Below are 22,363 nucleotides of genomic sequence, written 5' to 3'. Positions count from 1 at the left end.
ATCGCTAAAGATGAATATTCCGATAAATAAAAAAGTTAATCCTGCGCAAAATATAACCCGTAATGGGTAGCTAAAAATAATAGCCGCTCAATTGAGAAGAATTATTGACAACGCGCTTCAGGACGGCTTATCACGTGGGTTGATGATAACCTAGTTAAATAATGTTATTGGCTTTTAGTAATTTCAACTTGCTATCCATCAATGAAAAATAAATGGATATCGCACAATCTATATACATAGAATCTTAATTTTAAATTCACACTTTAAAATATGCATGAATTATCGTTAGCCCAGGGTGTTATTCAGTTACTGGAAGATCAGGCCGCCACCGGACATTTTCAGCGCATTACTCATGTCTGGCTGGATGTCGGCGCGCTGGCGTGCGTGGAGCTATCCTCATTACAGTTTGGCCTTGAGGTGGCGCGCCGGGGAACCGTGGCGTCGGAAGCGCAGTTTCATATTGATATTGCGCCGGCGAAAGGCTGGTGTTTTGCCTGCGACAGCGCGTTTAGCGCCGAGCAGCACGCTTCGCCCTGTCCGCACTGCGGCTCCTGGGAGATTCAGATTGATAAAGGTAACGCGATGCGAGTGCGTGAAATGGAGGTTGAATGACCCAGACTCCCGGCGTTCAGCTGCATATTCGCGGTAAAGTCCAGGGCGTCGGATTCCGGCCTTTTGTCTGGCAGCTGGCGCAGCAGATGCACCTCAAGGGCGATGTCTGCAATACCGGTAACGGTGTGGTGGTGCGTATTGCGGGCAGCGAAGGGGATTTTGTCGCGCAGCTGTACGCGCAGTGCCCGCCGCTGGCCGCTATCCATTCCGTGGCGCGCAGCGAATTGGTCTGGGATGCCGCGCCGCAGGATTTCATCATCGTGCCAAGCCAGCAGTGCGCCATGGATACGCAAATCGTCCCGGATGCCGCTACCTGTCCGGCTTGCCTGGAAGAGATCAACACGCCCGGCAACCGGCGTTACCGCTACCCGTTCACTAACTGCACCCACTGCGGCCCCCGGCTCACCATTATTCAGGCGATGCCTTATGACCGGGCGTATACCGTCATGGCGGCGTTTCCGCTCTGTCCGGACTGCGAGCGTGAATACCGCAACCCGCTGGACCGTCGATTCCACGCCCAGCCGCTGGCCTGCCCGGTTTGCGGTCCGCAACTCTTCTGGCGGCAGGGCGATGAAACTTTTCATCGCGATGACGCGCTGGAGGCTGCCGTCGCGGCGTTGCGGCGCGGCGAAATCGTTGCCATCAAAGGGCTGGGCGGGATGCACCTGGCGGTGGACGCACGCAGCGACCGCGCGGTATTACGCCTGCGTGAACGCAAACAGCGCCCCGCGAAACCGCTGGCGGTGATGCTGCCGGATGGCGCGGGCCTGCCCGATGCGGCGCTGTCTCTGCTGCGTTCTCCCGCCGCGCCGGTGGTGCTGGTGGATGCGCAATCTGTTTCCGGCCTGAGCCGCTATATCGCCCCCGGCCTCGGCGAAGTCGGCGTGATGCTGCCCGCCAACCCGTTACAGCATCTGCTGTTGGAGGCGGTTGGCGCGCCGCTGGTAATGACCTCGGGCAATCTGAATGGCAGACCTCCCGCTATCACTAATCAGCAGGCGCTGGACGAGCTGGCGGATATCGCCGACGGCTGGCTGCTGCACAACCGCGATATCAACCAGCGGATGGATGATTCCGTGGTGCGTCAGAGCGGCGAAGTGATGCGCCGCGCCCGTGGCTATGTGCCCGACGCCATTGCGCTGCCGCCGGGTTTTGACGGGCTGCCGCCGATACTGGCGGTAGGCGCAGATCTGAAAAACACTTTCTGTTTGCTGCGCGGCAACAGCGCCGTGCTGAGCCAGCATCTGGGGGATCTCACCGAAGAGCGCGTCCCGGCGCAGTGGCAGCTGGCGCTGAAAATTATGCACGAGCTGTATGACTTTACCCCGGCGCGGATCGCGGTGGATGCCCATCCCGGCTATATCAGTAGCCAGATGGGCCGTGATATGGACCCGTCTGCGGATGTGGTGTTGCATCACCACGCCCACGCCGCCGCCTGCCTGGCGGAGCACCAGTGGCCGCTGGACGGCGGCGCGGCGATCGCGCTGACGCTCGACGGTATCGGCTACGGCGCAGATGACCAACTGTGGGGCGGCGAATGCCTGCTGGTGGATTATGCCCGCTGCGAGCGGCTGGGTGGGTTACCGGCGGTGGCGCTGCCCGGCGGCGATCTGGCAGCGCGCCAGCCATGGCGTAATCTGCTGGCGCAGTGGCAGGCGTTTGTGCCTGACTGGCAGGGTTATCCCGAAGCTGAAGTACTGCTTTCCCATGCCTGGGAGGTGCTGACGCGCGCCATCGCGCGGCAAATCAATGCGCCGTTGGCCTCGTCGACCGGACGGCTGTTTGACGCGGTGGCCTGCGCGCTGGGCCTTGCGCCGGACGCGCAAAGCTATGAAGGCGAAGCCGCCTGTCGGCTGGAAGCGCTGGCGATGCAGGCGATGCATACCGCGCATCCGGTCACGCTGCCGTTTATCAATGATGAACTGGATATGGCCGCGTTCTGGCAACAGTGGCTGGCCTGGCGAGCGCCGGATGCTGAGCGGGCGTATGCCTTCCACGACGCGCTGGCGCAGGGCTTTGCGGAGATGGCGCGCCATCACGCCCGGCAGCGGGGCATTAACATCATCGTGTTTTCCGGCGGCGTGCTGCATAACCAGCTACTGAAGGCGCGCTTTGCTCATTATCTGGCGGATTTCGATCTGCGCTTCCCGATGCAACTTCCGGCAGGAGACGGCGCAGTATCATTCGGCCAGGCGGTGGTGGCAGCGGCGCGCTGGCTGCGTAATCAGCCCTGATTTTGCAGCATCTTCGCCATGTTGATGGCTTCGATCAGCTTCGCCCGGTTAACGCGCGGTGAATTGAGATCGAGCAGGCGCTGCCACTGGCTAATGGCTTCGGCGTAATCGGCATGCATAAAGGCATCGGACGCCAGCAGCATACGGGCGGTTACTTCGTTGCCGTCCAGTGCCAGGGCGTTGTCGATAAGCTGGCGGGTTTCTTCGGTCATCTTCTGCCCGGCCTGGTAATAACGCACCGTGGCGAGCGCCGACCACAGTTCGGCATTTTCGCCGCGCAATAGCATCGCGCGCTGATACGCCTGGTACGCGTTCTGGTAGCTGTTGCGGTAAAGATAATATTCGCCCAGCTCCGCCCACAGCGTGCTGTCCTGCGGATTAGCGCGGATTTTTTGCTGGAGTGCCGCGAGCTGCTGTTCGACCCTTTCTTCGTCGGTGAAATTCAGCAGCGGATCGGCAAGCCGTTTGTGCTCAGCCATCACCGCCGGGGCGCGGCCCGTTAACGCGTAAATTCCCCCGCTAATAAGCAGTACCGCGGCAAGCGATACCCACACCGCGCGCAAAGGCAGCGCGCGCTGCGGCTGCCAGTTATCTGCTGGCGTATCGGGAATATCCTGCGCCAGCTCCTGTTTTAACGCCTCGTCCTGAGTTTGCGACTGCGCATGGCGGGCAATGGCGCCCTGGGCGCGGTGGATCACATCGCCCTGCCTGCGCGCACCGCGCCGCCGCATCCACACCATCGCCAGACCAATGCCCAGTAGCAGGACCAGCGGCGTAAACCACAGAACGCTGGTTTCACGCTGTAGCCGTGGGTTATAGCGAACAAACTCTCCATAGCGCGACGTCATAAAGGCCATGATTTCCGCTTCGGATTTGCCCGCTTCGGTCAGGGCGTAGACTTCATGGCGCATACTGACCGCCACCGGGGAGTTGGACTCCAGCAGGCTCTGGTTCTGGCACTGGGGGCAACGCAGCTGCCCGGCGACTTTCAGCGCCTGCTGCTGCTGTTCCGGGCTGTGGAATTTCCAGGTATCCACCAGTTGCGCCTGGCACAGCGGCGCAAGCAGCGCCCACAGCAGGATGATTAGCTTACGCATAGGCTTTTCTCCCGCGCCACCAGCCCAGCAGGGCGCCTGCCATCATGATCCCGGCACCAAACCATATCCAGCGGATGCCGCTCTGCACGTAAAAGCGCATGGCGTAACGGTTATCACCGGTTTTCTCACCCATCACCACATACCACTCGCTCAGCAGATCCCAGGCGATGCCCGGCTCGATCATCAACTGGCTACGGGCAGTGTAAAAACGCCGTTCCGGGGTGACCTGGGCAATCGGCTGGTTATCCCGGCTGATGTCGATTACCGCCTGCTCGGCGGTGTAGTTTTTTCCGGCCAGCAGATTCAGGGTGTGGAAGCGGAACTGGTAACCCGCCACGCTGACCTGTTCGCCCTGGGTGACGTTAAGGCTCATTTCCTGTTTTTCGCCGGAGGAAAACACAATCCCCAGGGCGAAAATCCCGACGCCGGTGTGGGCCAGCAGCATCGGCAGCTGGCGCGTTAACAAAGCGGGTGCGGTCAGCCACTGGGCGCTCAATACCCAGCACACCAGCGCGGTGGCGGAGGCGACGATGAATCCGTGAGAATGCAGGGCAACGGCGGCCAGCGCGGCGATGATGAGTGAGCCGAACAGGCGCAGGCGCGTCCAGCGCGGGCTGCGTTTCCAGTAACTTCCTGCCGCCAGCCCGATCACCACTAGCATCACCAGGCCAAACGGCAGCAGCACGGTATTGAAGTAGGGCGCGCCGACTGAAATTTTGCCCCAGCCGAACAGGGTATACAGCATCGGATACAGGGTGCCTAACAGCACAATCACTACCACGGCGGTAAACAGCAGCAGGCACAGCAGCAGCCAGGTTTCCCGCGACCAGCCCGCGAAGCGCGCCGCCGGTTTCCACTCTTTGGCGCGCCAGCCGTACAGCGCCAGCGCACCGGCGCTCAGGGCGATAAACAGGGTGAACAGCGGCGCCGCGCGTTCGTTATCCAGCGCGAAGGCGTGGACCGACACCAGCACGCCAGAGCGCACAATCAGCGTGCCCAGCAGGCTGAAAATAAACCCGAAAATCGCCAGCAGCAGCGACCAGTGGCGGAATACGCCGCGCGCGCGGGTGGCGTACAGGCTGTGCATCAACGCGCTGGCGGTAAGCCACGGCAGTAATGAGGCGTTTTCCACCGGATCCCAGAACCACCAGCCGCCCCAGCCCAGCTCGCTGTATGCCCACCAGGAGCCGAGCACGATCCCTGCGGTTAACGCGCTCCAGGCAGGAACCGTCCAGCGCCAGCACAGCCCGGCTATCGCCGCGTTAAATTCGCCGCGCAGCAGGGCGGCAAGCGATACGGCGGCGGCAACGGTCAGGCCGCCGTAGCCCAGATACAGCAACGGCGGGTGCAGGATCAGCCCGATGTGTTGCAGCATCGGGTTTAAATCGCGCCCTTCAATGGCGGGCGGGAAAATCCGGGTAAACGGGTCGGAGTACAGCAGCACGAAGATCAGCAGCGCGGCGGTAATGATGCCGAGCAGCGCTAACGTCAGCGCGAAAAAGGGATCAGCGGCGTGGCGATAGCGCCAGGCGAACAGGGCGCTCCAGCCGGATAAGCACAGCACCCACAGCAGCAAAGAACCTTCATGACCACCCCAGACGGCGGCGAGCTTGAGGCCAAACGGCAACTGGCGGTGGCCGTGCTGCGCCACATACACCAGGGTGAAATCGTCAATCAGGAACGCGAGGATAAGCAGCCCAAACGCCAGCAATAACAGGCCGAACTGAACGAGGGTAAGCGAGCTGGCCAGGCGCGAAATGCCGGACCAGCGAGATCGGTATCCGGCAAGCGCCAGCCAGGCTGTCGCCGCCGAGATACCACAGGCAAGAAGCAGTGCTATAAACCCAATTTCGGGCAACATCAGTTCCACGCTTCACCCTGATCACACAACGGTTAATTGCCCCGCATAGAGAATAAAAAAGCGCAGTAGCAATACGCCGGTCAGGCTGGCTCCGCTGATCAGCAGCACGCCGGAGGGCGTCGCCGCCTGCGGCAGCAGGCGTTTCAGCAGCATCGGGATTAACAGCCCAATGCCCACCACGCCGATCCAGAACCACCAGGTCCAGAACCCGCCGCCGAGCGCCGCCGCCAGCGAGCGCATTTTCCCATCATCCCCTAACGCCAGGCCGACGAAAAACGCCGCCAGCAGGAAGATTTCCAGCCAGACCACCGGGGTTTCCAGCTTATGGATAAAGTGTGCTTCTTTGTTATGCGGGTCGCGGAACATGGCGAGCAGCGCCACCGCCGCGCCGGAAGAAATCCCCGAAAACAAAAACAGCGCCGGAAGGATCGGGTTGTTGAGCAGCGGATAGGATTTCAGCGCCGACAGCAGGAAGCCGGTATACGCACCCAGCAGCACCGCCAGCACCAGCATCAGCGTTTCGATGGGGCGCTGGAACGGCGTCAGCCAGCCGAGCACCGTGCGCACCAACGTGAAGCGCGGCAGCCAGCGCTGTTGCAGCTTCAGCACGTCGCTTTCAAAGATTTTCGCCAGCCACACCACCATCACCGCCATATAGACCTGGAATAGCATCACGCCCATCGACATCACCGAAGTCAGGCTGTAATGGAACATCAGCTTCCAGAAAGTCCAGGGCCGCGTCAGGTGCAAAATCAGGATCAGCAAGCCGAGAATAATGGTGGTCGGCGCGAGGACCAGCGTGGTGCGGATCAGGGTACTTTGCGCGCCGCCCAGCGCCGGATGGTAACGGCGCAGCAGAATCGACAGCGTAACCAGCCCGGCCGAAATACCAATCAGAAACAGATAGACGGCAATCGGCCAGTCCCAGACCAGTGACTCAAAATGGAACGGGGTTGGATTCACGGGGTTCATTGGGTGACCTCCCCATATTTAAACGGCACGCGGTACACTTTGGGTTTGGTGCCCAGCGCCAGCTTGTAACGGTAGGTCGGTTTCTTCGCCAGCATCAACGAAATCTCGCTGTTTGGATCGTCGAGATTGCCGAAGGTCAGTGCGCTGGTAGGGCATGACAGCACACAGGCCGGCAGTTTGCCTTCCTTGAGGTTAGTTTTACGGCAAAAATCGCATTTATCCGCCGTTTTGTTTTCCGGATGGATAAACCGCACGCGGTAAGGGCAGGAGGCGATACAGTACTGGCAGCCGACGCACAGATCGGGATTCACATCCACGATGCCGGTCGCCGCGTCGCGGAACGATGCGCCGGTCGGGCACACGTCCACGCACGGCGCGTGATCGCAGTGCTGGCAGGATTTCCGGAAAAACTGGTACTTCACATCCGGAAACTCGCCGATGGGTTCGCTCTGAATAATCGTCAGACGCGATACCCCTTTAGGCACGTTGTTCACTTCGCGGCAGGCGTCCATGCAGGCCGTGCAGCCAATACACTTCGACTCGTCGTGGATCATGCCGTAGCGCACGCCGTTGATGGTGAGCGCCTGAGCAATTGAAACCCCCATCGTTCCGCTCACGGCGATCAATGCCCCCATTCTGGTAACGAATTGACGACGAGAGCATGTCATGGATGATCCTTACCCAGATGAACCGAGGAGGGATTGAACGCGGGATTGTCACGCTGTTCGCGGTGGCAATCGACGCAAAGTTTGATCCGACTCTTATCGTTCAGGGTCTGCATCGTGTCCTGCTTCGGATGCAGATTGTGGCAGCTGGCGCAGGCGACTTTGGTGGCATGCACGTTATGCGGCCAGAACGCTTTTTGCAGCTGTTCCGGCAGGTGGCACGCCATACAGACGCTGTTCTGCTGCTCGACGGTGTACATCGGATCATTAAACCGCATGGCATCTTTCACGCCGTTGCGGTGTTCCGGCGAAATATTGCCGTGGCAGTTGGTACAGGTGACCGGCAAATTGTTGTTCGGGTTGATGGCTTCCGCGTGCTTCCCGTGCATCCCTTCTTTTTCAGGCTTATGGCAATCCAGGCAAGCCTTATCGGGATTGCGCTGTTGCGTCACGGTCCACTGCGAATCGGTGTCTGCCTGGGAAGACGGCGCAGCCTGTACGGGTAATATCCATAAACAGCCTAACGCCAGCACCCCAGCAGTAAATAACGAACGTAGTACGCTCATATTGACTCCAAATTTTTGCCACCCCTTGCGGGGCGGCATTAGGGGTTATTTGCCTTCGGTTCCCAGCAATCCGTTTTTACGCGCCTGATCGTCCCATTGCGGTACCACGGTTTTCAGGAAGTCCTGTTTCTCTGCGTTGATTTTCTGCATATCCAGGCCAATCGCCGCCTGGGCTTTGGCTTTGGTGGAGATATCCGGCAGTTTCACCTCTTCGGTGATGCCTTTGGTGGCCAGCAGGCGAATCAGCTTAGCGCGGGCATCGGCGGCTTTATTCAGCGCGGTGCCGAGCATACGCAGCGCTTCATCCGGCGCGTGCATATGAACGCCGTGCGACGCGATCGCCAGGTCCCAGCGCCATTGCGCGTGGCGGATATCGGTCTGAATCGGCTTCATCTCTTCATCGGTCGCACCGGCATCCAGCGCGGCTTTGGCTTCAAAGTGCGCGTGAACCAGCTGAACTTCCACTTTACGTTTCAGATCCTGAATCGCGGCTTTACGCTCGGCGACCACGGACTGCAACGCTTCTTTGGTCTGGGTATGACAGTTTTTACAGGTCTGATCGAAAGTATCGAACGGGTTGCCAATCTTATGGCTGGTAAACATTTTGCCTTCGGCGTTCTGCATCTTCGGCATATGGCAGTCGATACAGGTCACGTTATTCTTGCCGTGAATACCTGCGCTCCAGGTTTCATATTCCGGGTGCTGCGCTTTCAGCATCGGGGTTTTAGACAGCGGGTTCACCCAGTCGGAGAAGGCGATGTCGTCGTAGTATTTTTCCATACCGTCAACGTTCGGACCGTTATCCCACGGGAATTTCACCGCTTTGTCTTTGCCGTCAAAATAGTATTCAACGTGGCACTGACCGCAGACCATGGCCTGCTGATCCAGACGGCTGGCTTTGTCGAACGGTTTGCCGATGGTTTCCATGGCGCGCGCCGCATAAGGACGGGACAGGGTTAACGCCGGTTTGCCTTTAGCAAAGTCTTCAGAGGCGGTGTTATGGCAGTCGGCACAGCCTAAATCGTTAACAATTTCCGGCCCGCCGCGCGCCCATTTACCATGGAAGTAACCCGCTTCGCCCTCTTTCTGGATCAGGCGGGCGACATCCGGGCTTTTACAGCTCCAGCAGGCCATTGGCAGCGGGCCGTCCTCGGCGGTTTTCGGCGCGCCGGTACGCAGGGTTTCACGTACATCGGTGAGCGCATAAGCGTGGCCGCGCGGTTTGTTGTAATCCCGCGAGAACGGATAGCCCGCCCACAGGATCACCATATTCGGGTCTTCCGCCAGCGCATCTTCACGTTCAGATTGCTCGCTGGTGGCTTTCCATGAATTGAATTGATCGGGATGTTTATTGGCGAAAACTTCGTTATGCGCTTCAATTTTCGCGGGTGCGGTTGCAGCAGGAGCTTGTTCTGCGTGTGCCGGGCTTAACAACAATAAGCCGGCGAATAGGCTCCAGAAGTAGGGAAGAAATTTGCTTATCCTGGCCATGAGCGTTCCGTCCAAAGTAAGCCGCGTCTGTGCGGTTATTTTTATTCACTAAAGGGAATGGCAATAATTGCCATCTCGACATTGCTCTGAGCGTAAATTAGCAAAAACCCCATTAAAAATATTGTTTTCGATCAAGAGTAAAGATGAGTAAGTAAATATATGCGTGGCAGGAGAATGCGCATTGATAACAAGCAGTTAAGTAATTTTTATTTATTGCAGTGAAATAAATGACGGTGATTACAGAATTAATAAAACGACGGGATCGGCGATCACGAAATATTTAAAATACCCATAAAGGGGTATTGAATATGATTTGTATCAAAAACGCATGTTTAGCCGAATATTTAATTTAATGAGACTTAACATGCCGGGTTTTAGAAAAGAAAAATAGAGGGTTTCGTCATTTTATTATCAATTAACAGCGTTAAATGCATAACATCCCGTTCTGGTGCTGAAAGCGATCTGCGCCGACAAATCTCCCTTCCTGAAGCAAATTTTTGCTGCTTTTCACGCGCCAAATAACACGGCTTTCCGTAATGGTTAACAGCCTGTTTACTAATAACTTTTTTGTATGTGTTAAGTCATTTTTGGCATTTGTCGAAGCGAAAAAGTTATGGGAGCGTAATACCACAAACTAATAAATACAGGGTAATCAGAGGAAACTATGGCACATCAATTTGGCGTACAGCGCAAAGCACTGCTGGCTCTGGCAATGGTGGCATTAGGCGGTTTCGCCGCCGCATCCGCGCAGGCCGATCAATTAGCGGATATTAAAAAAGCGGGCGTCGTAAAAGTGGCGACCTTTGATGCTAACCCGCCGTTTGGTTCCGTGGACCCAAAAAGCCATGAAATCGTCGGTTACGATGTGGACTTCGCGAAAGCGCTGGCGAAATCGCTCGGCGTGAAGCTGGAACTGGTTGCCACCAACCCGGCGAACCGTATTCCTTTATTGCAGTCCGGCAAAGCGGATCTGATTGTGGCGGATATCACCATCACTCCGGAACGCGCCCAGGTGATCGATTTCTCCACGCCATATTTTGTTACCGGCCAGCAATTCCTGGTCCCAGCCAAATCCCCGGACAAGCTGGATGATTACAGCCGCGCGCGCATTGGCGCAGTAAAAGGCACCACTGGCGAGCAGGCGCTGCATCAGCGTTACCCGCAGGCTCGGGTGCTGGCGTATGACGATATACCGCTGGCTCTAACTGCGCTACGTAACGGCAACGTGCAGGCGATCACCCAGGACAGCACCATTCTGGCTGGCCTGCTGGCGGGCGCGCCGGATAAAGCCAACTTCAAAATTTTGCCGGACCTGCTGAGTAAAGAAGAGATCGGCGTCGGCGTGAAGAAGGGTGAAACCGCGCTGCTGAAAGCGGTAAACGATGAACTGGTGAATCTCGAAAAGAGTGGCGAAGCCAGCCGTATCTACGACACCTGGTTTGGCCCGTCTACCCAGACTCCGCAGCCGCGTTCCTTTACCATAGAAGCGAAGTAATATGCTGTCTGGCCTCATTACACGCTCCGCGGCATCGTCCGCGGATTTTTCACATCTGGAGCAGGCGAGCGTTGAGTTTCGCGATGTCGTGAAACAGTACGGCGATCACCGGGTACTGAACGGCATCAACCTGACGATCAATCAGGGTGAAGTGGTGGCGATCCTCGGTCCGTCGGGCTCGGGTAAATCCACGCTGATCCGTCTGATCAACCAGCTTGAGCCGCTGAGCGGCGGCGATATCCTGATCGACAATAAACCTACCCACGGCATTCAGGGCCGCGCGCTGCGCCAGTTGCGCAGCCGGGTTGGGTTTGTGTTCCAGCAATTTAACCTGTATGCCCACCTCACCGCGCGCCAGAACATCACTCTGGCGCTGGTGCAGGTTCACGGCTGGAAACAGGCGGCGGCGGACCAGCGTGCCCGCGAGTTATTGCAGCAGGTCGGTCTGGTGGATAAGGCCGATCAACTGCCCGCACAGCTTTCTGGCGGGCAGCAGCAGCGCGTGGCGATTGCCCGTGCGTTGGCCTCTTCGCCGCAAATCATTCTGTTTGATGAGCCCACCTCGGCGCTGGACCCAGAAATGATCGGTGAAGTGCTGTACGTGATGAAATCCCTGGCACACAGCGGCATCACCATGATTGTGGTGACCCATGAAATGCAGTTCGCCCGGGAAATCGCCGATCGCGTGGTGTTTATCGACGGTGGCGACATTCTCGAAGTGGCCGCCCCGGCGCAGTTTTTCTCCGCGCCGCAACACCCCCGCGCCCAGCGCTTCCTGAAGAAAGTGCTCGACCCTTTACACCAGGAGCGGCCCGACTGATGTTTGATCTGGACTGGCAGGGGGTGCTGACCGGGCTTCCCCGGCAATGGATTATTTCGGGCTTTCTGACCACGGTGTGGGTGTCGCTAATCGGCATGGCGCTGGCCACCGTGCTGGCGGTGCTGTTTCTGGCGCTGCGGCTGGCGGGCGGCGGTGCAGGGCGCGCCGTGGTGGCAGGCTGGGTTTCGGTATTCCGCAATACGCCGCTGCTGGTGCAACTGCTGTTCTGGTACTTCGCGGCCTGGAACCTGCTGCCGCTGGCGCTGCGCGATTTTATTAACGCCGATCACGGCTGGTCGATTTTGCCGGGGGATGTCTGGTGGCTGACGCCGGAATTTCTCTGCTCGGCCTGGGGACTGGGCGTCTTCACCTCAGCGTTTTTAATCGAGGAGATTGAAGCGGGCTTAAGCGCCGTGCCCAACGGTCAGCGCGAAGCGGCGCTGTCTCAGGGATTTTCTACCTGGGCGCTGTTTCGCTGCGTGCTGTTGCCACAAGGGCTGGCGAACGCCTGGCAGCCGATTGTCGGCCAGTATCTGAATCTGATGAAACTGTCGTCACTGGCCAGCGGCATCGGCTTTGCCGAGCTGACGTATCAGGTGCGCCAGATTGAAAGCTACAACGCTCATGCGCTGGAAGCGTTTGCCGTGGGCACCGTGCTCTATTTATTACTCGGCGTGGTGATGGGCGTGGTGCTTGGCAGGATCGGGCCGGGGAGATCGCGCCGCAAACCCGTAACCCAACCCGCCATCGCGCAAAGCGAGGTGCAACGTGATCGCTAATATCACCGTGATTACCGATAACCTCGATTATCTGCTGTGGGGCCGGATGGCGCAGGGCGAGCCGGGGGGCGTGCTGTTAACCTTAATGATGGCGCTCGGCGCGGGCGTGCTGGCCTTGCCCGGCGGAATAGCGCTGGCATGCCTGGCGTGGCGTTATTCCGGTATGGTGCGGCGCGTGCTGTTTGCCTGGGCGGAGCTGATCCGCGGCATTCCGCTGATCTTCGTTATCTTCTGGCTGTGGTATTTACTGCCGATGATGATGGGCATCGACCTGCCAGGTGCGGTAACGGTGACGCTGGCGCTGGCGTGGTTTACCTCGGCGTCGGTGATGCATTCGACGCTGGCCGGGCTTCAGGCTCTGCCGGGCGGGCAATATGAAGCGGCTCAGACCCAGGGATTCAGCCCGTGGCAGGCGCTCAAGCTGATCCTGTTGCCGCAGGTGCTGCGCAACGTGCTGCCATCGCTGGTGGGGATTTTTATCGGCCTGCTGAAAGACACGTCGCTGGCGTTTATCGTCAACGTGCCGGAACTGACCACCGTCGCCGGGCAGGTGAACAGCCGGGTGCAGATATACCCGGCGGCGATTTTTATCTTCGTCGGCGTGGTCTATTACCTGCTGTGCAGCGGGCTGGGCGTACTGGCCCGACGCTGGCAGCGGCAAGCCCTTCAGCCATAAAGCAAAGCGCGCCTCGGCGCGCTTTTTTACAGGGGCGCGTAGTTGCCGACGCCGTCCGGCCAGGGTGTGAGTAGATCATAACCGGTGTCGGTCACCGCCACGGTATGCTCCCACTGGGCCGACAGCGAGCGGTCTTTGGTCACCACCGTCCAGCCGTCGCTCAGTACGCTGGTAGCGGGTTTACCGGCGTTAATCATCGGTTCGATAGTAAAAATCATCCCCGGCTCCAGCACAATGCCGGTGCCCGGAATACCGTAATGCAGGATCTGCGGTTCGTCGTGGTATTCACGACCCACGCCGTGGCCACAATATTCCCGGACCACCGAGAAACCGGCGTCTTCCGCCACACGCTGGATCGCCGCGCCGATATCGCCAAGCGTGGCACCCGGACGTACGGTTTTAATGCCCGCCACCATTGAATCATAAGTGACATCCACCAGGCGGCGTGCCCGGATCGATGGTTCGCCCACGAAGTACATGCGGCTGGTATCGCCGTACCAACCCTCTTTGATAATCGCCACATCGATATTGACGATATCACCCGCCTTCAGCAGCTTGTCAGAGGGGATGCCGTGGCACACCACATGATTTACCGAGGTACACACCGTTTTGGTGTAGCCGTGATAGCCGATATTAGCCGGGATCACTTTTAGCTCGTTCACCAGATAGTCATGACAGATCCGGTCAATCTCATCGGTGGAGATGCCAGGACGCACATAGGGCGCGATCATCTCCAGCACCTTCGCGGCAGCGTGGCCGGCGGCGCGCGCCATTTCAATTTCCTGTTGGGTATGCAAAACGATAGTCATTGCGCGGCACCCTCTTTGGTTTCGGGAAGCGTGTCATCCAGTAACGCGGTGATATCCACACCGCCTTTCAGTTCCGCCTGCACCAGCGCGCGGGCCAGCTGCTGGTGGGTAAGATGCGGGTAGAGTTCCGCCAGCATGCCGATTTTCATCCAGTGTTCCGCCTGGGCGTTGATAGAGCGGCTCATGGCATTACTGGCGACACGCAGATTTTCATGCATCAGGTCAGAGATCTTAACGATACCCATAGGTCACCTATACGAATCATATACGTTTCGTATATTACCATGGGCTCGCGCGACTGGCGACTGCCGTTTAGGGGTCACGGATACAGGATATATTTGTGGAAACTATAAGAAATTCTGATAGATCATTTTTTTAATAACGAATATTTAGATTGATTTTAGCGAAATACGATCTCCAAAAATATTAAAAATTATTAAAACGGCACAATTCTAAGGAGTTAGATTTTTTGTCCACATATTTAATGCTGAGATAAATCTTATTTGCAGGATATATTACCTGACGGCAGTAGATTTTATTCTTGCGCGAAGTGTGATGCAGGCTATAGTTAACACTGCTTGACGGGAATAATGCTTCCCAATTTATTAAAACTTTCACCAAAACATAATGAGGAAATTATTATGACTCAGCATCGTGGCGGTTCAGGTAATTTTGCAGAAGATAAACAGCGTGCTTCTGACGCCGGTAAAAAAGGCGGTCAAAACAGCGGCGGTAATTTCAAAAATGACCCGCAGAAAGCATCCGAAGCGGGTAAAAAAGGTGGTAAAAGCAGCGGCGGCAGCCGTTAGGCCTGATACCGTTGGGTGAGTTAACCCACCTTTGAAATGAGCAGTCGTTTAATTACCTAATTAAATGAAGATTATTTCTATTATCTGCTTAATTCTTTATTAAGCGAAGCATACAAACGGTATCCCTTACGCAGAAAGTTTGCGTTCAGTGAAAAGGGGTGCCGTTTTTTATGCACCATAATTAACCGTAACGGCAAAGATGACGAGACGAGGAATATATTATGCCTTCAGTTAAGACACTTGAAGATCTATTTATTCACGAACTGTCAGATATTTACAGCGCGGAAAAACAGATTACCCGCGCGCTCCCTAAAATGGCTCGTGCAGCAACCGATAAAAATCTGAAAGCGGCGTTTGAGGCTCACCTTGAAGAGACCCGCGGTCAGATTGAGCGTATCGACCAACTGGTTGAATTAACAGAGGGTGTTCGTATTCGCCGCATGAAGTGCCATGCGCTGGAAGGCCTGGTCGAAGAGGCGCAGGAGATCATCGAATCGGTGGAAGCCGGTACGCTGCGCGATGAAGGGCTTATCGGTGCCGCGCAGAAAGTGGAGCACTACGAGATCGCTTCCTACGGTACGCTGCGTACTCTGGCGCTGAAGCTGGGTTACAAAGAAGCAGCCAAACTACTGGAAGAGACCCTCAATGAGGAGAAAGCCACCGATACCAAACTGACCGGTATCGCGGAAGGCAACAAATAGCAGCAAAGCGGGCCTGCGTAAGCAGGCCGTTTTGTCACTATTTCCAGTCCAGCGCCTCAACGATCGCCCGGCGATAGACCGTATCAATCTGTTCTGGAACGCGCTGAACATAATCCCGCGCGTGTTCGCGCGTATCGCCTGTCAGGCTATCGAGATATGCCACGGCTTCCGTAACCGTTGGTGCCCGGCCTTCCATTTCCGCGCTTCGCACCGGCAGCGCCGTCCAGACCACAGCTTCAATCCCGCGTTCTTGCGCCCATTCCGCCAGCTCGCCTTCCGGCGCGTCGTCTATGATCAGTAGCCCGATACCGTCTACGCGATCTTCATCGATACCTTCGCGCTGGCGCAATGCATCACAGGCGACAGTAACATCTTCAATGTCCAGCCAGGCCCAGAGTACCTGAACGGGTGCGGCATTGACGCAGAGCGCCGTTGCCAGCTCGCCGCCGTCGCTGACCCGGGAGAACTCCACAGGCAGCATTGGACCGTCGGTTTTCCATTCTCCGACAACGGGTAAACTTTCCGGTTTCCAGATAAGCGATCCCCAACCCAGACAAGCAATTTTCATGTGCGGTTCCTGAAACTCAACGACATCAGAAAAACTGTAGCAAAGCTGCGTCGGTTCGCATCAGTTATTGGAATGATCAGGAAAATAAAGTGGGCGCAGTGGGGAAAGCGCTGATTGTGGAGTCAGCGCGTTGTGTTTCAGGTGACAGCGTGGTGGGTAAGCAAAGCAGTAGTTCGGCAATAATGAACAATTGTATTTAGGAATATCAGAGAATGACAGACATCGTGAACGGGATAATATAGTCAGCAATAAGAGGGTGAGTAATGTTTAATGGAGGATATATCAAATATAATAGTTCTGATGTTAATTATTATCATTAATAATGATGGTTTTTATCAGTTGCAGAAAAAAACTTATTTTCTTTCCCTATCCTGAATGATTCCTGCCAATTATTATCTTCTTGCTTAAAATATTCACGATCATCACATCGTTAATGAAATCAAGTTGCCCATCTCTTTATTGCTTGCCTAAGATAAATGAAGTTAAGAAGTCACGTCCGAGAAAAAATATGATATTTCCTGAAACACCGCCTAATGAAGCAGAACGCCTTAAGTCACTCTACTTAATTGATCTGTTAGATAAAAATAACGATGAAAGATTCGACAGGCTGACGCGCCTGATGAAATTGACCTTTGATGTGCCTGTGGCCTCGCTAAGTTTACTGGACAGGGAGCGTCAGTGGGTGCTGTCCAGCGCAGGCGTGGATATACGCGAAACCCCGCGCAGCACTTCATTTTGCGCCCATGCCATCCTGTCAGAAGGGGTGTTTGTGGTTAAAGATACCCTGAAGGATAAACGATTCCACGATAATCCTTTCGTAACCGGCGAGCCGCACGTGCGTTTCTATGCAGGGTATCCAGTACGGTTGCCAGACGGCATGATTGCCGGCACGCTTTGTATCGTTGACAGTGTTCCACGCGATTTTTCAATGGATGAAGCGAACGCGCTGATTGATTTCGCAGCGATTGTTGAGGATGAGTTTCTTATTATCAGCAAGACCATGGCGGATAACGTCACCGAGCTTATGAATAAACAAAGCTTCCTGAAGCTTGGCCAAAAACGGTTCGAGCAATTTACCCGATACCAGCTACCGTTCAGCCTTATTTATTTGGAAATTGATAATATTAAATCGATCCGGGATGTTTTGGGCGACAAAGAAGCCGACGCTATCCTGAAAGCCTTTTCAGGCTATATAAAATCATCACTGAAAAAACATGATACTGGCGCATATTTAGGGCGGGGCGATTTCGCTGTATTGCTGGAGCATGACGTGCACAATGCGGAAGAGCGCTACCTGTTTAATCTGCACTCTTTTATGGATGATTTTAATAATAAATCCAGGAAATCTTACCATATTAATTACGCCTATGGCCTGACCAATTATGAACCCTCGACGCATGGCTCGCTGATGGCGATGCTGGAACTTTCCAGCAGAACGACATTTGCCGAGAAGCGCAAAAAACAGCCGCAGTAAGCTGTCAGGGAATGATCAAGTTAGCAAAACGGATAGCTGGCACCAAACAAATGCCAGCTTTTGCCGATACTGTTTTTACTGGTGAGGCCGTTTTGCGGGCAAACTTATACTCACCCGTTAAGAGATGGAAAAATGAACTGGCAGCGCCTTAATAAAGTAAGCAGTGTTTCAGGAGAAACCAGCGGGATAGTAAAGAAAACGTTTATTGTTACCGTGGCATTGCTAAGTTGTCTTTTTCTGGCAGCGATAGTGAGTCTTTTTTATATTGCCGACAATCTCAATGAAAAAGCGGACGCTCGCAGCCGTTTTCTTCTACAAAAAGCCCTCACCAGTCGGCAGGAAAAAATTCGCTCTAATTTGATGGACAATGCCGACTGGGGAGAGGCCTATAACCATCTTCATAAGCAGGTTAACGTGCAGTGGGCGTGGGATAGCCAAAACCTTGGCGAGTCGCTTTACACTAACTACCACTACGAAGGCGTGTTTGTGCTCTCCCCGGCCGGTGAAACCCGCTACAGCGTGATTGAAGGGCGTCTTGTTAGCCAGGCTTTCGATCAATGGCTGAACCGGAATGTCACCGCCGAGTTAATCAACGATCTCTCACAAACCCGGGGCAAAGCCGTCTCACGACTGCTGATGGCTAACGGTCAACTGACCTTACTGGCGGCGGCCTGGATCACAGCAGGGGATGATGAAAGCATAACGCCAGTGGCGGGCAGTGCATCAATGATGGTCTTCGTTGATGTGCTGACGCCCGCCAAAATGCGGCAAATGGGCAACGAATACGGCATTCAGGATGCGCATACCTACGGCAGCATGTCGCAGATGAAACCAAATTACCGGGAGGCGCAGATTATTCTGCCCATCGATCGCGGTAATGTGTTGGTGGAGTGGCGAAGCGATAATCCCGGCAGGGAGCTTATGAGCCGCGAACTGCCGTTAATCCTCCTGCTGATGCTGTTGACCGTGACGTTCACCTGGGTAATGCGACGCAACGCGATAATCAAAGCGCAAAGAAACGATGAGAACGTGTTTCTCCTGGAGCAGAGCCGCCAGGCGCTGGCGGCAGGCGAAAGGCGCTTTCGCGACGTGATTGAAGCCACTACGGACTGGATTTGGGAAGCGGACAGTCAGTCGCGCCTGACGTGGCTGTCTGACCGCTTTTCCGGCATTACCGGCCATCATTCAGAAAGTTGGCTTGGCAGAAGCATGTTGGATTTCATCCCGAGAGATAAAATCGCTTTTACTCAATGGCTGCTTAATCCGCAGGCAGGCGGTACGTTCACCATCAAGAAGGCCCGCTATTTTTCCGCTCAGGGCCATCAGCGGTACTGCAATCTGGTGGCGAAACGCGCCATTATGGATGACGGTTCGATGGGTTTTCGCGGTACGGTCACCGATGTGACGCTGGAAGTCGAAGCGCAGGAACGCGTGGAATATTTATCGCGCCATGATGAGTTAACGGGGTTACCTAACCGGCTAAGAATGAAAGAATTTTTAGAGGGTAAGCTGCGCTCGCTGCCCGATCCGGCACATCCGCTGGCCATGATTAGCCTCGACCTCGATAAATTCAAACCCGTTAATGATTTATTCGGGCATAACGCGGGTGATGAATTACTGAATGAGGTCGCCAGCCGGTTACGCGCCTGTACCCGTAAAGTCGATCTTGTCGCCCGGCAGGGTGGTGATGAATTTATCCTGATCCTGCCGGATATTTATGTCGAGAAAGATATCGAGACCCTGTGCCAGCGCATTACCACTGAAATAAGCCGTCCTTTTCAGGTTAACGGTAACGATGTGCATATTAGCGTGAGTATGGGTATTGCGTTAGCGCCGCAGGATGCCATGGATGCCAGCGATCTGATTCGTTATTCCGATATCGCGTTATATAAGGCGAAAAATTCCGGACGTAATAACTGGGTATTCTACAAGCCGGATATGGGCGAGTATTTAATTCAACGCCGGGAAATGGAAAAAGAGTTTCGCGAAGCGTTGAGCGAAGGGCAGTTTCAGCTGGTTTATCAGCCGCGTTACGATATTAAAACCTCGCGTATTGCCGCCGTAGAAGCGCTGGTCCGCTGGCAGCATCCGCGTCTGGGATTGCTGATGCCCGATCAGTTTATTCCTCTTGCGGAAGAGACGGGCCTGATTATCGACATGAGCGACAGGGTGCTGGAAAAAGCTTGCCTCGACGGTTTGCGCCTTGCGCCGGATTTAAAGATTTCGGTTAATATTTCGGCGGTGGAATTTAATACCGGTGGCCTGGCGAAGCGGGTAAAAGCCATTCTGCAAAAAACCGGACTTGAGCCGTCACGGCTGGAGCTGGAAATAACTGAGAACGTTACGCTATCCAACCCCGATACCACGCTGGAAACGATGACGCAGCTAAAAGAGATCGGCGTGCGTTTCTTGATTGATGATTTTGGCACGGGATACTCGGCGCTAAGCTATCTGAAACGCTTCCCGTTTGACGGCATTAAGCTGGATAAATCCTTCGTCTTCGCCATGGAGGAATCCGATAACGCCAAAATTATCGTTGAGAATATTATTGGCCTCGGCAAAGCCTATTCGCTGGCCATAACCGCCGAAGGCGTGGAAACAGCGGAGCAGTTAAAGCGGCTGAAAGAGTACCAGTGCGATGAGGCGCAGGGGTATTTTATCGGGCGGCCCGTGGCGCTGGATAAAGTTGATTTTAACGTGGAGTTTGGTGTTTGAGTGGTAATAACGTAACGGTTATTAAGGCAGGCTTTTCGCCTGCCCCGGTGCTTAATCAGGCGGCTTTAAATACATTGCCGAGCGAGCGTTTCATTTCCGTCAGTTTGCCGCGTGTGGTTTCTAACTCGGCGAGTAATTCTTCCTCACGCGAATTCATTGCCATGACTACGAGGCAGCCATCGCTGATTTTTACAGTGTAATGCTGCCCGGGCTCAAACCCCGCCTCGCTGAGCCATTTACCGGAAAGGGTAATTTGCGGCGTGCTGGTGTCTCCGCCCTGCGGCCGATATCCCACAATGAGAGGTTTGTCTGTTCTGGAAGTGCGGGGGGATTTGGTAGAATGGTTGGTAGCCATGATCAACTCCGTATAAGTTGGTGGTGGTTAGCTCCAGCCGGGTACTGGTAATACTCGGTTGGGGCGCTAAGGAAAAAGAAATATTTTTAAATGTTTGTACGTACAACGATGTAAATCTTATGGCGAAACAAGAGGGATAAACAATGGCCAAGCGTGATGTAAAACACTCTAAAAATGGACCTTCGCCAACCTTTCAGATTCGGATTACCCCCGAGTTAAAAGCGCAATTTGAAGCGGCTGCAAAAGCGGAAGGGGTGAGTTTGGGCAATTGGTTTAAAAACCTGGGAAGAAAGGAATTAATGAAGCTGGGAGTAATTAATACTGATTCTAACGAGTTCTAAATATTTAAATGGATATGTAAATCCTCCCAGACAATGTCGGCACTTGAAAAATATACCGGCTTACTTTTCCCAGCCTAATAACCTTGAAATATCATTTTCTCCTTCAGCCTCTTTTAACTTCCGCTGCTGCTCAGCAAACTGAACATATTCCGCCTGAGCCTTATCATCAGCCATCTTCTTGCTGATCTTTCCCGCACCCTGCAAAACGTCACGGTCATTAAATTGCAGAAACTGGTCCAGCTTTTCCTGCCAGTCGCGCAATAAAACCTGCTGTCGGCGTCGCGCCTGATCCTCAGCAAAATCCAGCCACATGTTAACGACGCGGTTAAGTTCGCTGACTTCATCCTGGTTAAGGTAATTCTTCGCGACGGTAACATCGCATTTATGTACGTCATCGCCTTTATAGCTGGTCAGGCCCATATGCGGTTTGCTGGCGTCCGCCCGTTGATGAATAAGTTCAGCTGCGGTATGGCCGGTGCAAGCGAAATGGAGCTTGTTCTGAATAATCTGGAAAAATTGTGTGGTCTCTTTAAGTGAGGGCTGATAGTCGGCGGCTAAGGCAAAGATCTCCCGAACCCGCAAATACACCCGGCGCTCGCTGGCGCGAATGTCACGGATGCGTTCGAGCATCTCATCGAAATAGTCAGGTACAGCGGACGTTCCAACAGGCGGATTTTTCAGCCGCTCATCGTCCATCACAAACCCTTTGACCAGGTATTCCTGAAGCGTTTGGGTTGCCCACTGACGGAATTGCGTACCCCGGGTTGAGCGGACGCGATAACCAACGGCGAGAATAACGGGCAGACTGTAGTGAAGAGTATTACGACTTACTTTACGTATTCCTTCCTGTCGAACCTGTAAGTAAGACTTACAGGTTGAGGTTTGTTCAAGCTCGCCTTCTTCATAGATTGCCTTGATATGTTGCGTAATCGCCTGTGGAGTAACCTGATACAGGTTGGCAATCGTAGCCTGAGGGAGCCACAATGTTTCTTGCTCAAAACGGCATTCAACACGCACTTCACCGTCATCGCTGGTAAACAAAATAAATTCGCCTGCCGGGGATGGGATCAAATGTTTATCTTCCATGTGCCGCCTCCGCGTTATCCGGGCTAAAAACGTCTTAGTGGCTAAGTATGACAGAGAACCAGGATGAAACTCATCGCCAGTGATGTGTTTATTTGCTGGCAATCTTTTCTGGAAACAGGAGGAAGTAATCAAGCGGAAAGAGCGAAAAGTGGCGGAGATCACAGGAGTCGCATTTGGTGGTTAATCATGTTGAATTTATTGATTATTTTCATATGCGCTTTACTGACATGCCCCCGA

Annotated in this window: 22 protein-coding genes; 11 read left to right on the top strand and 11 right to left on the bottom strand. The window is 54.8% G+C overall.

Annotated features, from left to right (window positions below; genetic code table 11):
• Window positions 1–270: 270 nt before the first annotated feature.
• Both hypA and hypF read left to right on the top strand, forming a co-directional pair.
• Window positions 271–612: a hydrogenase maturation nickel metallochaperone HypA gene (gene hypA / locus FND52_RS16655; RefSeq protein ID WP_144131985.1), complete on the top strand. Its 342-nt coding sequence runs from the start codon at window positions 271–273 to the stop codon at window positions 610–612.
• Window positions 609–2,846 carry a carbamoyltransferase HypF gene (gene hypF, locus FND52_RS16650; protein WP_144131983.1) on the top strand — a complete coding sequence of 746 codons (2,238 nt, stop codon included), beginning with the start codon at window positions 609–611 and terminating at the stop codon, window positions 2,844–2,846. Before hypA ends, hypF begins: the two co-directional genes overlap by 4 nt.
• Here the strand turns inward: hypF and nrfF are convergent.
• From nrfF to nrfA, 6 genes are read right to left on the bottom strand one after another with little or no spacing between them, the layout of a single operon-like run.
• Window positions 2,837–3,943 (bottom strand): heme lyase NrfEFG subunit NrfF, encoded by a 1,107-nt coding sequence (gene nrfF / locus FND52_RS16645; RefSeq protein ID WP_144131981.1) that lies wholly within the window; start codon window positions 3,941–3,943, stop codon window positions 2,837–2,839. The genes hypF and nrfF overlap by 10 nt on opposite strands.
• Window positions 3,936–5,804 carry a heme lyase CcmF/NrfE family subunit gene (locus tag FND52_RS21890; RefSeq protein WP_208737511.1) on the bottom strand — a complete coding sequence of 623 codons (1,869 nt, stop codon included), beginning with the start codon at window positions 5,802–5,804 and terminating at the stop codon, window positions 3,936–3,938. The genes nrfF and FND52_RS21890 overlap by 8 nt, the downstream gene beginning before the upstream one ends.
• Window positions 5,805–5,825: 21 nt before the next feature.
• Window positions 5,826–6,776, bottom strand: a complete 951-nt coding sequence (gene nrfD, locus FND52_RS16635; protein WP_144131979.1) for a cytochrome c nitrite reductase subunit NrfD — start codon at window positions 6,774–6,776, stop codon at window positions 5,826–5,828.
• Window positions 6,773–7,444, bottom strand: a complete 672-nt coding sequence (gene nrfC, locus FND52_RS16630; protein WP_125292865.1) for a cytochrome c nitrite reductase Fe-S protein — start codon at window positions 7,442–7,444, stop codon at window positions 6,773–6,775. Before nrfC ends, nrfD begins: the two co-directional genes overlap by 4 nt.
• Window positions 7,441–8,007 (bottom strand): cytochrome c nitrite reductase pentaheme subunit, encoded by a 567-nt coding sequence (gene nrfB, locus FND52_RS16625; protein WP_125292864.1) that lies wholly within the window; start codon window positions 8,005–8,007, stop codon window positions 7,441–7,443. The genes nrfC and nrfB overlap by 4 nt, the downstream gene beginning before the upstream one ends.
• Before the next feature lie 45 nt (window positions 8,008–8,052).
• On the bottom strand, window positions 8,053–9,498 hold the full coding sequence (gene nrfA, locus FND52_RS16620; RefSeq protein ID WP_125292863.1) for an ammonia-forming nitrite reductase cytochrome c552 subunit: 1,446 nt from the start codon (window positions 9,496–9,498) through the stop codon (window positions 8,053–8,055).
• A 712-nt stretch (window positions 9,499–10,210) separates the two neighbouring features.
• Here nrfA and FND52_RS16615 point away from each other — a divergent pair.
• Genes FND52_RS16615 through FND52_RS16600 form a run of 4 tightly spaced genes read left to right on the top strand, consistent with a single transcriptional unit; the run spans window position 10,211 to window position 13,268 of the window.
• On the top strand, window positions 10,211–10,993 hold the full coding sequence (locus FND52_RS16615) for an ABC transporter substrate-binding protein (protein ID WP_244290579.1): 783 nt from the start codon (window positions 10,211–10,213) through the stop codon (window positions 10,991–10,993).
• Between the two features lies 1 nt (window position 10,994).
• Window positions 10,995–11,813: an amino acid ABC transporter ATP-binding protein gene (locus FND52_RS16610; protein ID WP_144131977.1), complete on the top strand. Its 819-nt coding sequence runs from the start codon at window positions 10,995–10,997 to the stop codon at window positions 11,811–11,813.
• Window positions 11,813–12,592: an amino acid ABC transporter permease gene (locus FND52_RS16605; protein ID WP_144131976.1), complete on the top strand. Its 780-nt coding sequence runs from the start codon at window positions 11,813–11,815 to the stop codon at window positions 12,590–12,592. Before FND52_RS16610 ends, FND52_RS16605 begins: the two co-directional genes overlap by 1 nt.
• Window positions 12,593–12,638: 46 nt before the next feature.
• Window positions 12,639–13,268 (top strand): amino acid ABC transporter permease, encoded by a 630-nt coding sequence (locus FND52_RS16600; RefSeq protein WP_425277913.1) that lies wholly within the window; start codon window positions 12,639–12,641, stop codon window positions 13,266–13,268.
• 26 nt (window positions 13,269–13,294) lie between these two features.
• On the opposite strand, the gene map is transcribed toward FND52_RS16600, so the two are convergent.
• Window positions 13,295–14,077 carry a type I methionyl aminopeptidase gene (map, locus tag FND52_RS16595; protein WP_144131972.1) on the bottom strand — a complete coding sequence of 261 codons (783 nt, stop codon included), beginning with the start codon at window positions 14,075–14,077 and terminating at the stop codon, window positions 13,295–13,297.
• A complete protein-coding gene (locus FND52_RS16590) occupies window positions 14,074–14,322 on the bottom strand; it encodes a ParD-like family protein (RefSeq protein WP_125292857.1) in 249 nt (82 codons plus the stop codon). The genes map and FND52_RS16590 overlap by 4 nt, the downstream gene beginning before the upstream one ends.
• Window positions 14,323–14,718: 396 nt before the next feature.
• Between FND52_RS16590 and FND52_RS16585 the strand changes: the two genes are divergently transcribed.
• Both FND52_RS16585 and FND52_RS16580 read left to right on the top strand, forming a co-directional pair.
• Window positions 14,719–14,886 carry a con-10 family general stress protein gene (locus FND52_RS16585; RefSeq protein ID WP_125292946.1) on the top strand — a complete coding sequence of 56 codons (168 nt, stop codon included), beginning with the start codon at window positions 14,719–14,721 and terminating at the stop codon, window positions 14,884–14,886.
• A gap of 221 nt (window positions 14,887–15,107) precedes the next feature.
• Window positions 15,108–15,587 carry a YciE/YciF ferroxidase family protein gene (locus FND52_RS16580; protein WP_125292856.1) on the top strand — a complete coding sequence of 160 codons (480 nt, stop codon included), beginning with the start codon at window positions 15,108–15,110 and terminating at the stop codon, window positions 15,585–15,587.
• A 37-nt stretch (window positions 15,588–15,624) separates the two neighbouring features.
• On the opposite strand, the gene FND52_RS16575 is transcribed toward FND52_RS16580, so the two are convergent.
• The gene (locus FND52_RS16575) at window positions 15,625–16,155 is read right to left on the bottom strand and encodes a hypothetical protein (protein ID WP_144131970.1); all 531 of its coding nucleotides are present in this window, start codon (window positions 16,153–16,155) and stop codon (window positions 15,625–15,627) included.
• Window positions 16,156–16,663: 508 nt separating this feature from the next.
• Here FND52_RS16575 and FND52_RS16570 point away from each other — a divergent pair.
• Both FND52_RS16570 and FND52_RS16565 read left to right on the top strand, forming a co-directional pair.
• Window positions 16,664–17,629: a sensor domain-containing diguanylate cyclase gene (locus FND52_RS16570; RefSeq protein ID WP_125292854.1), complete on the top strand. Its 966-nt coding sequence runs from the start codon at window positions 16,664–16,666 to the stop codon at window positions 17,627–17,629.
• Window positions 17,630–17,761: 132 nt separating this feature from the next.
• On the top strand, window positions 17,762–20,344 hold the full coding sequence (locus FND52_RS16565) for a bifunctional diguanylate cyclase/phosphodiesterase (protein ID WP_144131968.1): 2,583 nt from the start codon (window positions 17,762–17,764) through the stop codon (window positions 20,342–20,344).
• Window positions 20,345–20,399: 55 nt separating this feature from the next.
• On the opposite strand, the gene FND52_RS16560 is transcribed toward FND52_RS16565, so the two are convergent.
• Complete coding sequence (locus FND52_RS16560; protein WP_125292852.1) at window positions 20,400–20,699, bottom strand: SymE family type I addiction module toxin; 300 nt, start codon at window positions 20,697–20,699, stop codon at window positions 20,400–20,402.
• Window positions 20,700–20,842: 143 nt separating this feature from the next.
• On the opposite strand from FND52_RS16560, the gene FND52_RS16555 reads away from it, so the two are divergent.
• Complete coding sequence (locus FND52_RS16555; RefSeq protein WP_144131966.1) at window positions 20,843–21,040, top strand: toxin-antitoxin system HicB family antitoxin; 198 nt, start codon at window positions 20,843–20,845, stop codon at window positions 21,038–21,040.
• Window positions 21,041–21,100: 60 nt separating this feature from the next.
• Here FND52_RS16555 and FND52_RS16550 read toward each other — a convergent pair whose 3' ends face one another.
• A complete protein-coding gene (locus FND52_RS16550) occupies window positions 21,101–22,126 on the bottom strand; it encodes a virulence RhuM family protein (RefSeq protein ID WP_144131964.1) in 1,026 nt (341 codons plus the stop codon).
• Window positions 22,127–22,363 lie beyond the last annotated feature (237 nt).

It is taken from the genome of Atlantibacter subterraneus, from assembly GCF_007570865.1.
In the GTDB taxonomy this organism is placed as follows: domain Bacteria; phylum Pseudomonadota; class Gammaproteobacteria; order Enterobacterales; family Enterobacteriaceae; genus Atlantibacter; species Atlantibacter subterraneus.
The sequence above is the reverse complement of the archived record's forward strand: the minus strand, read 5'-3'. Positions and strand labels throughout refer to the sequence as shown.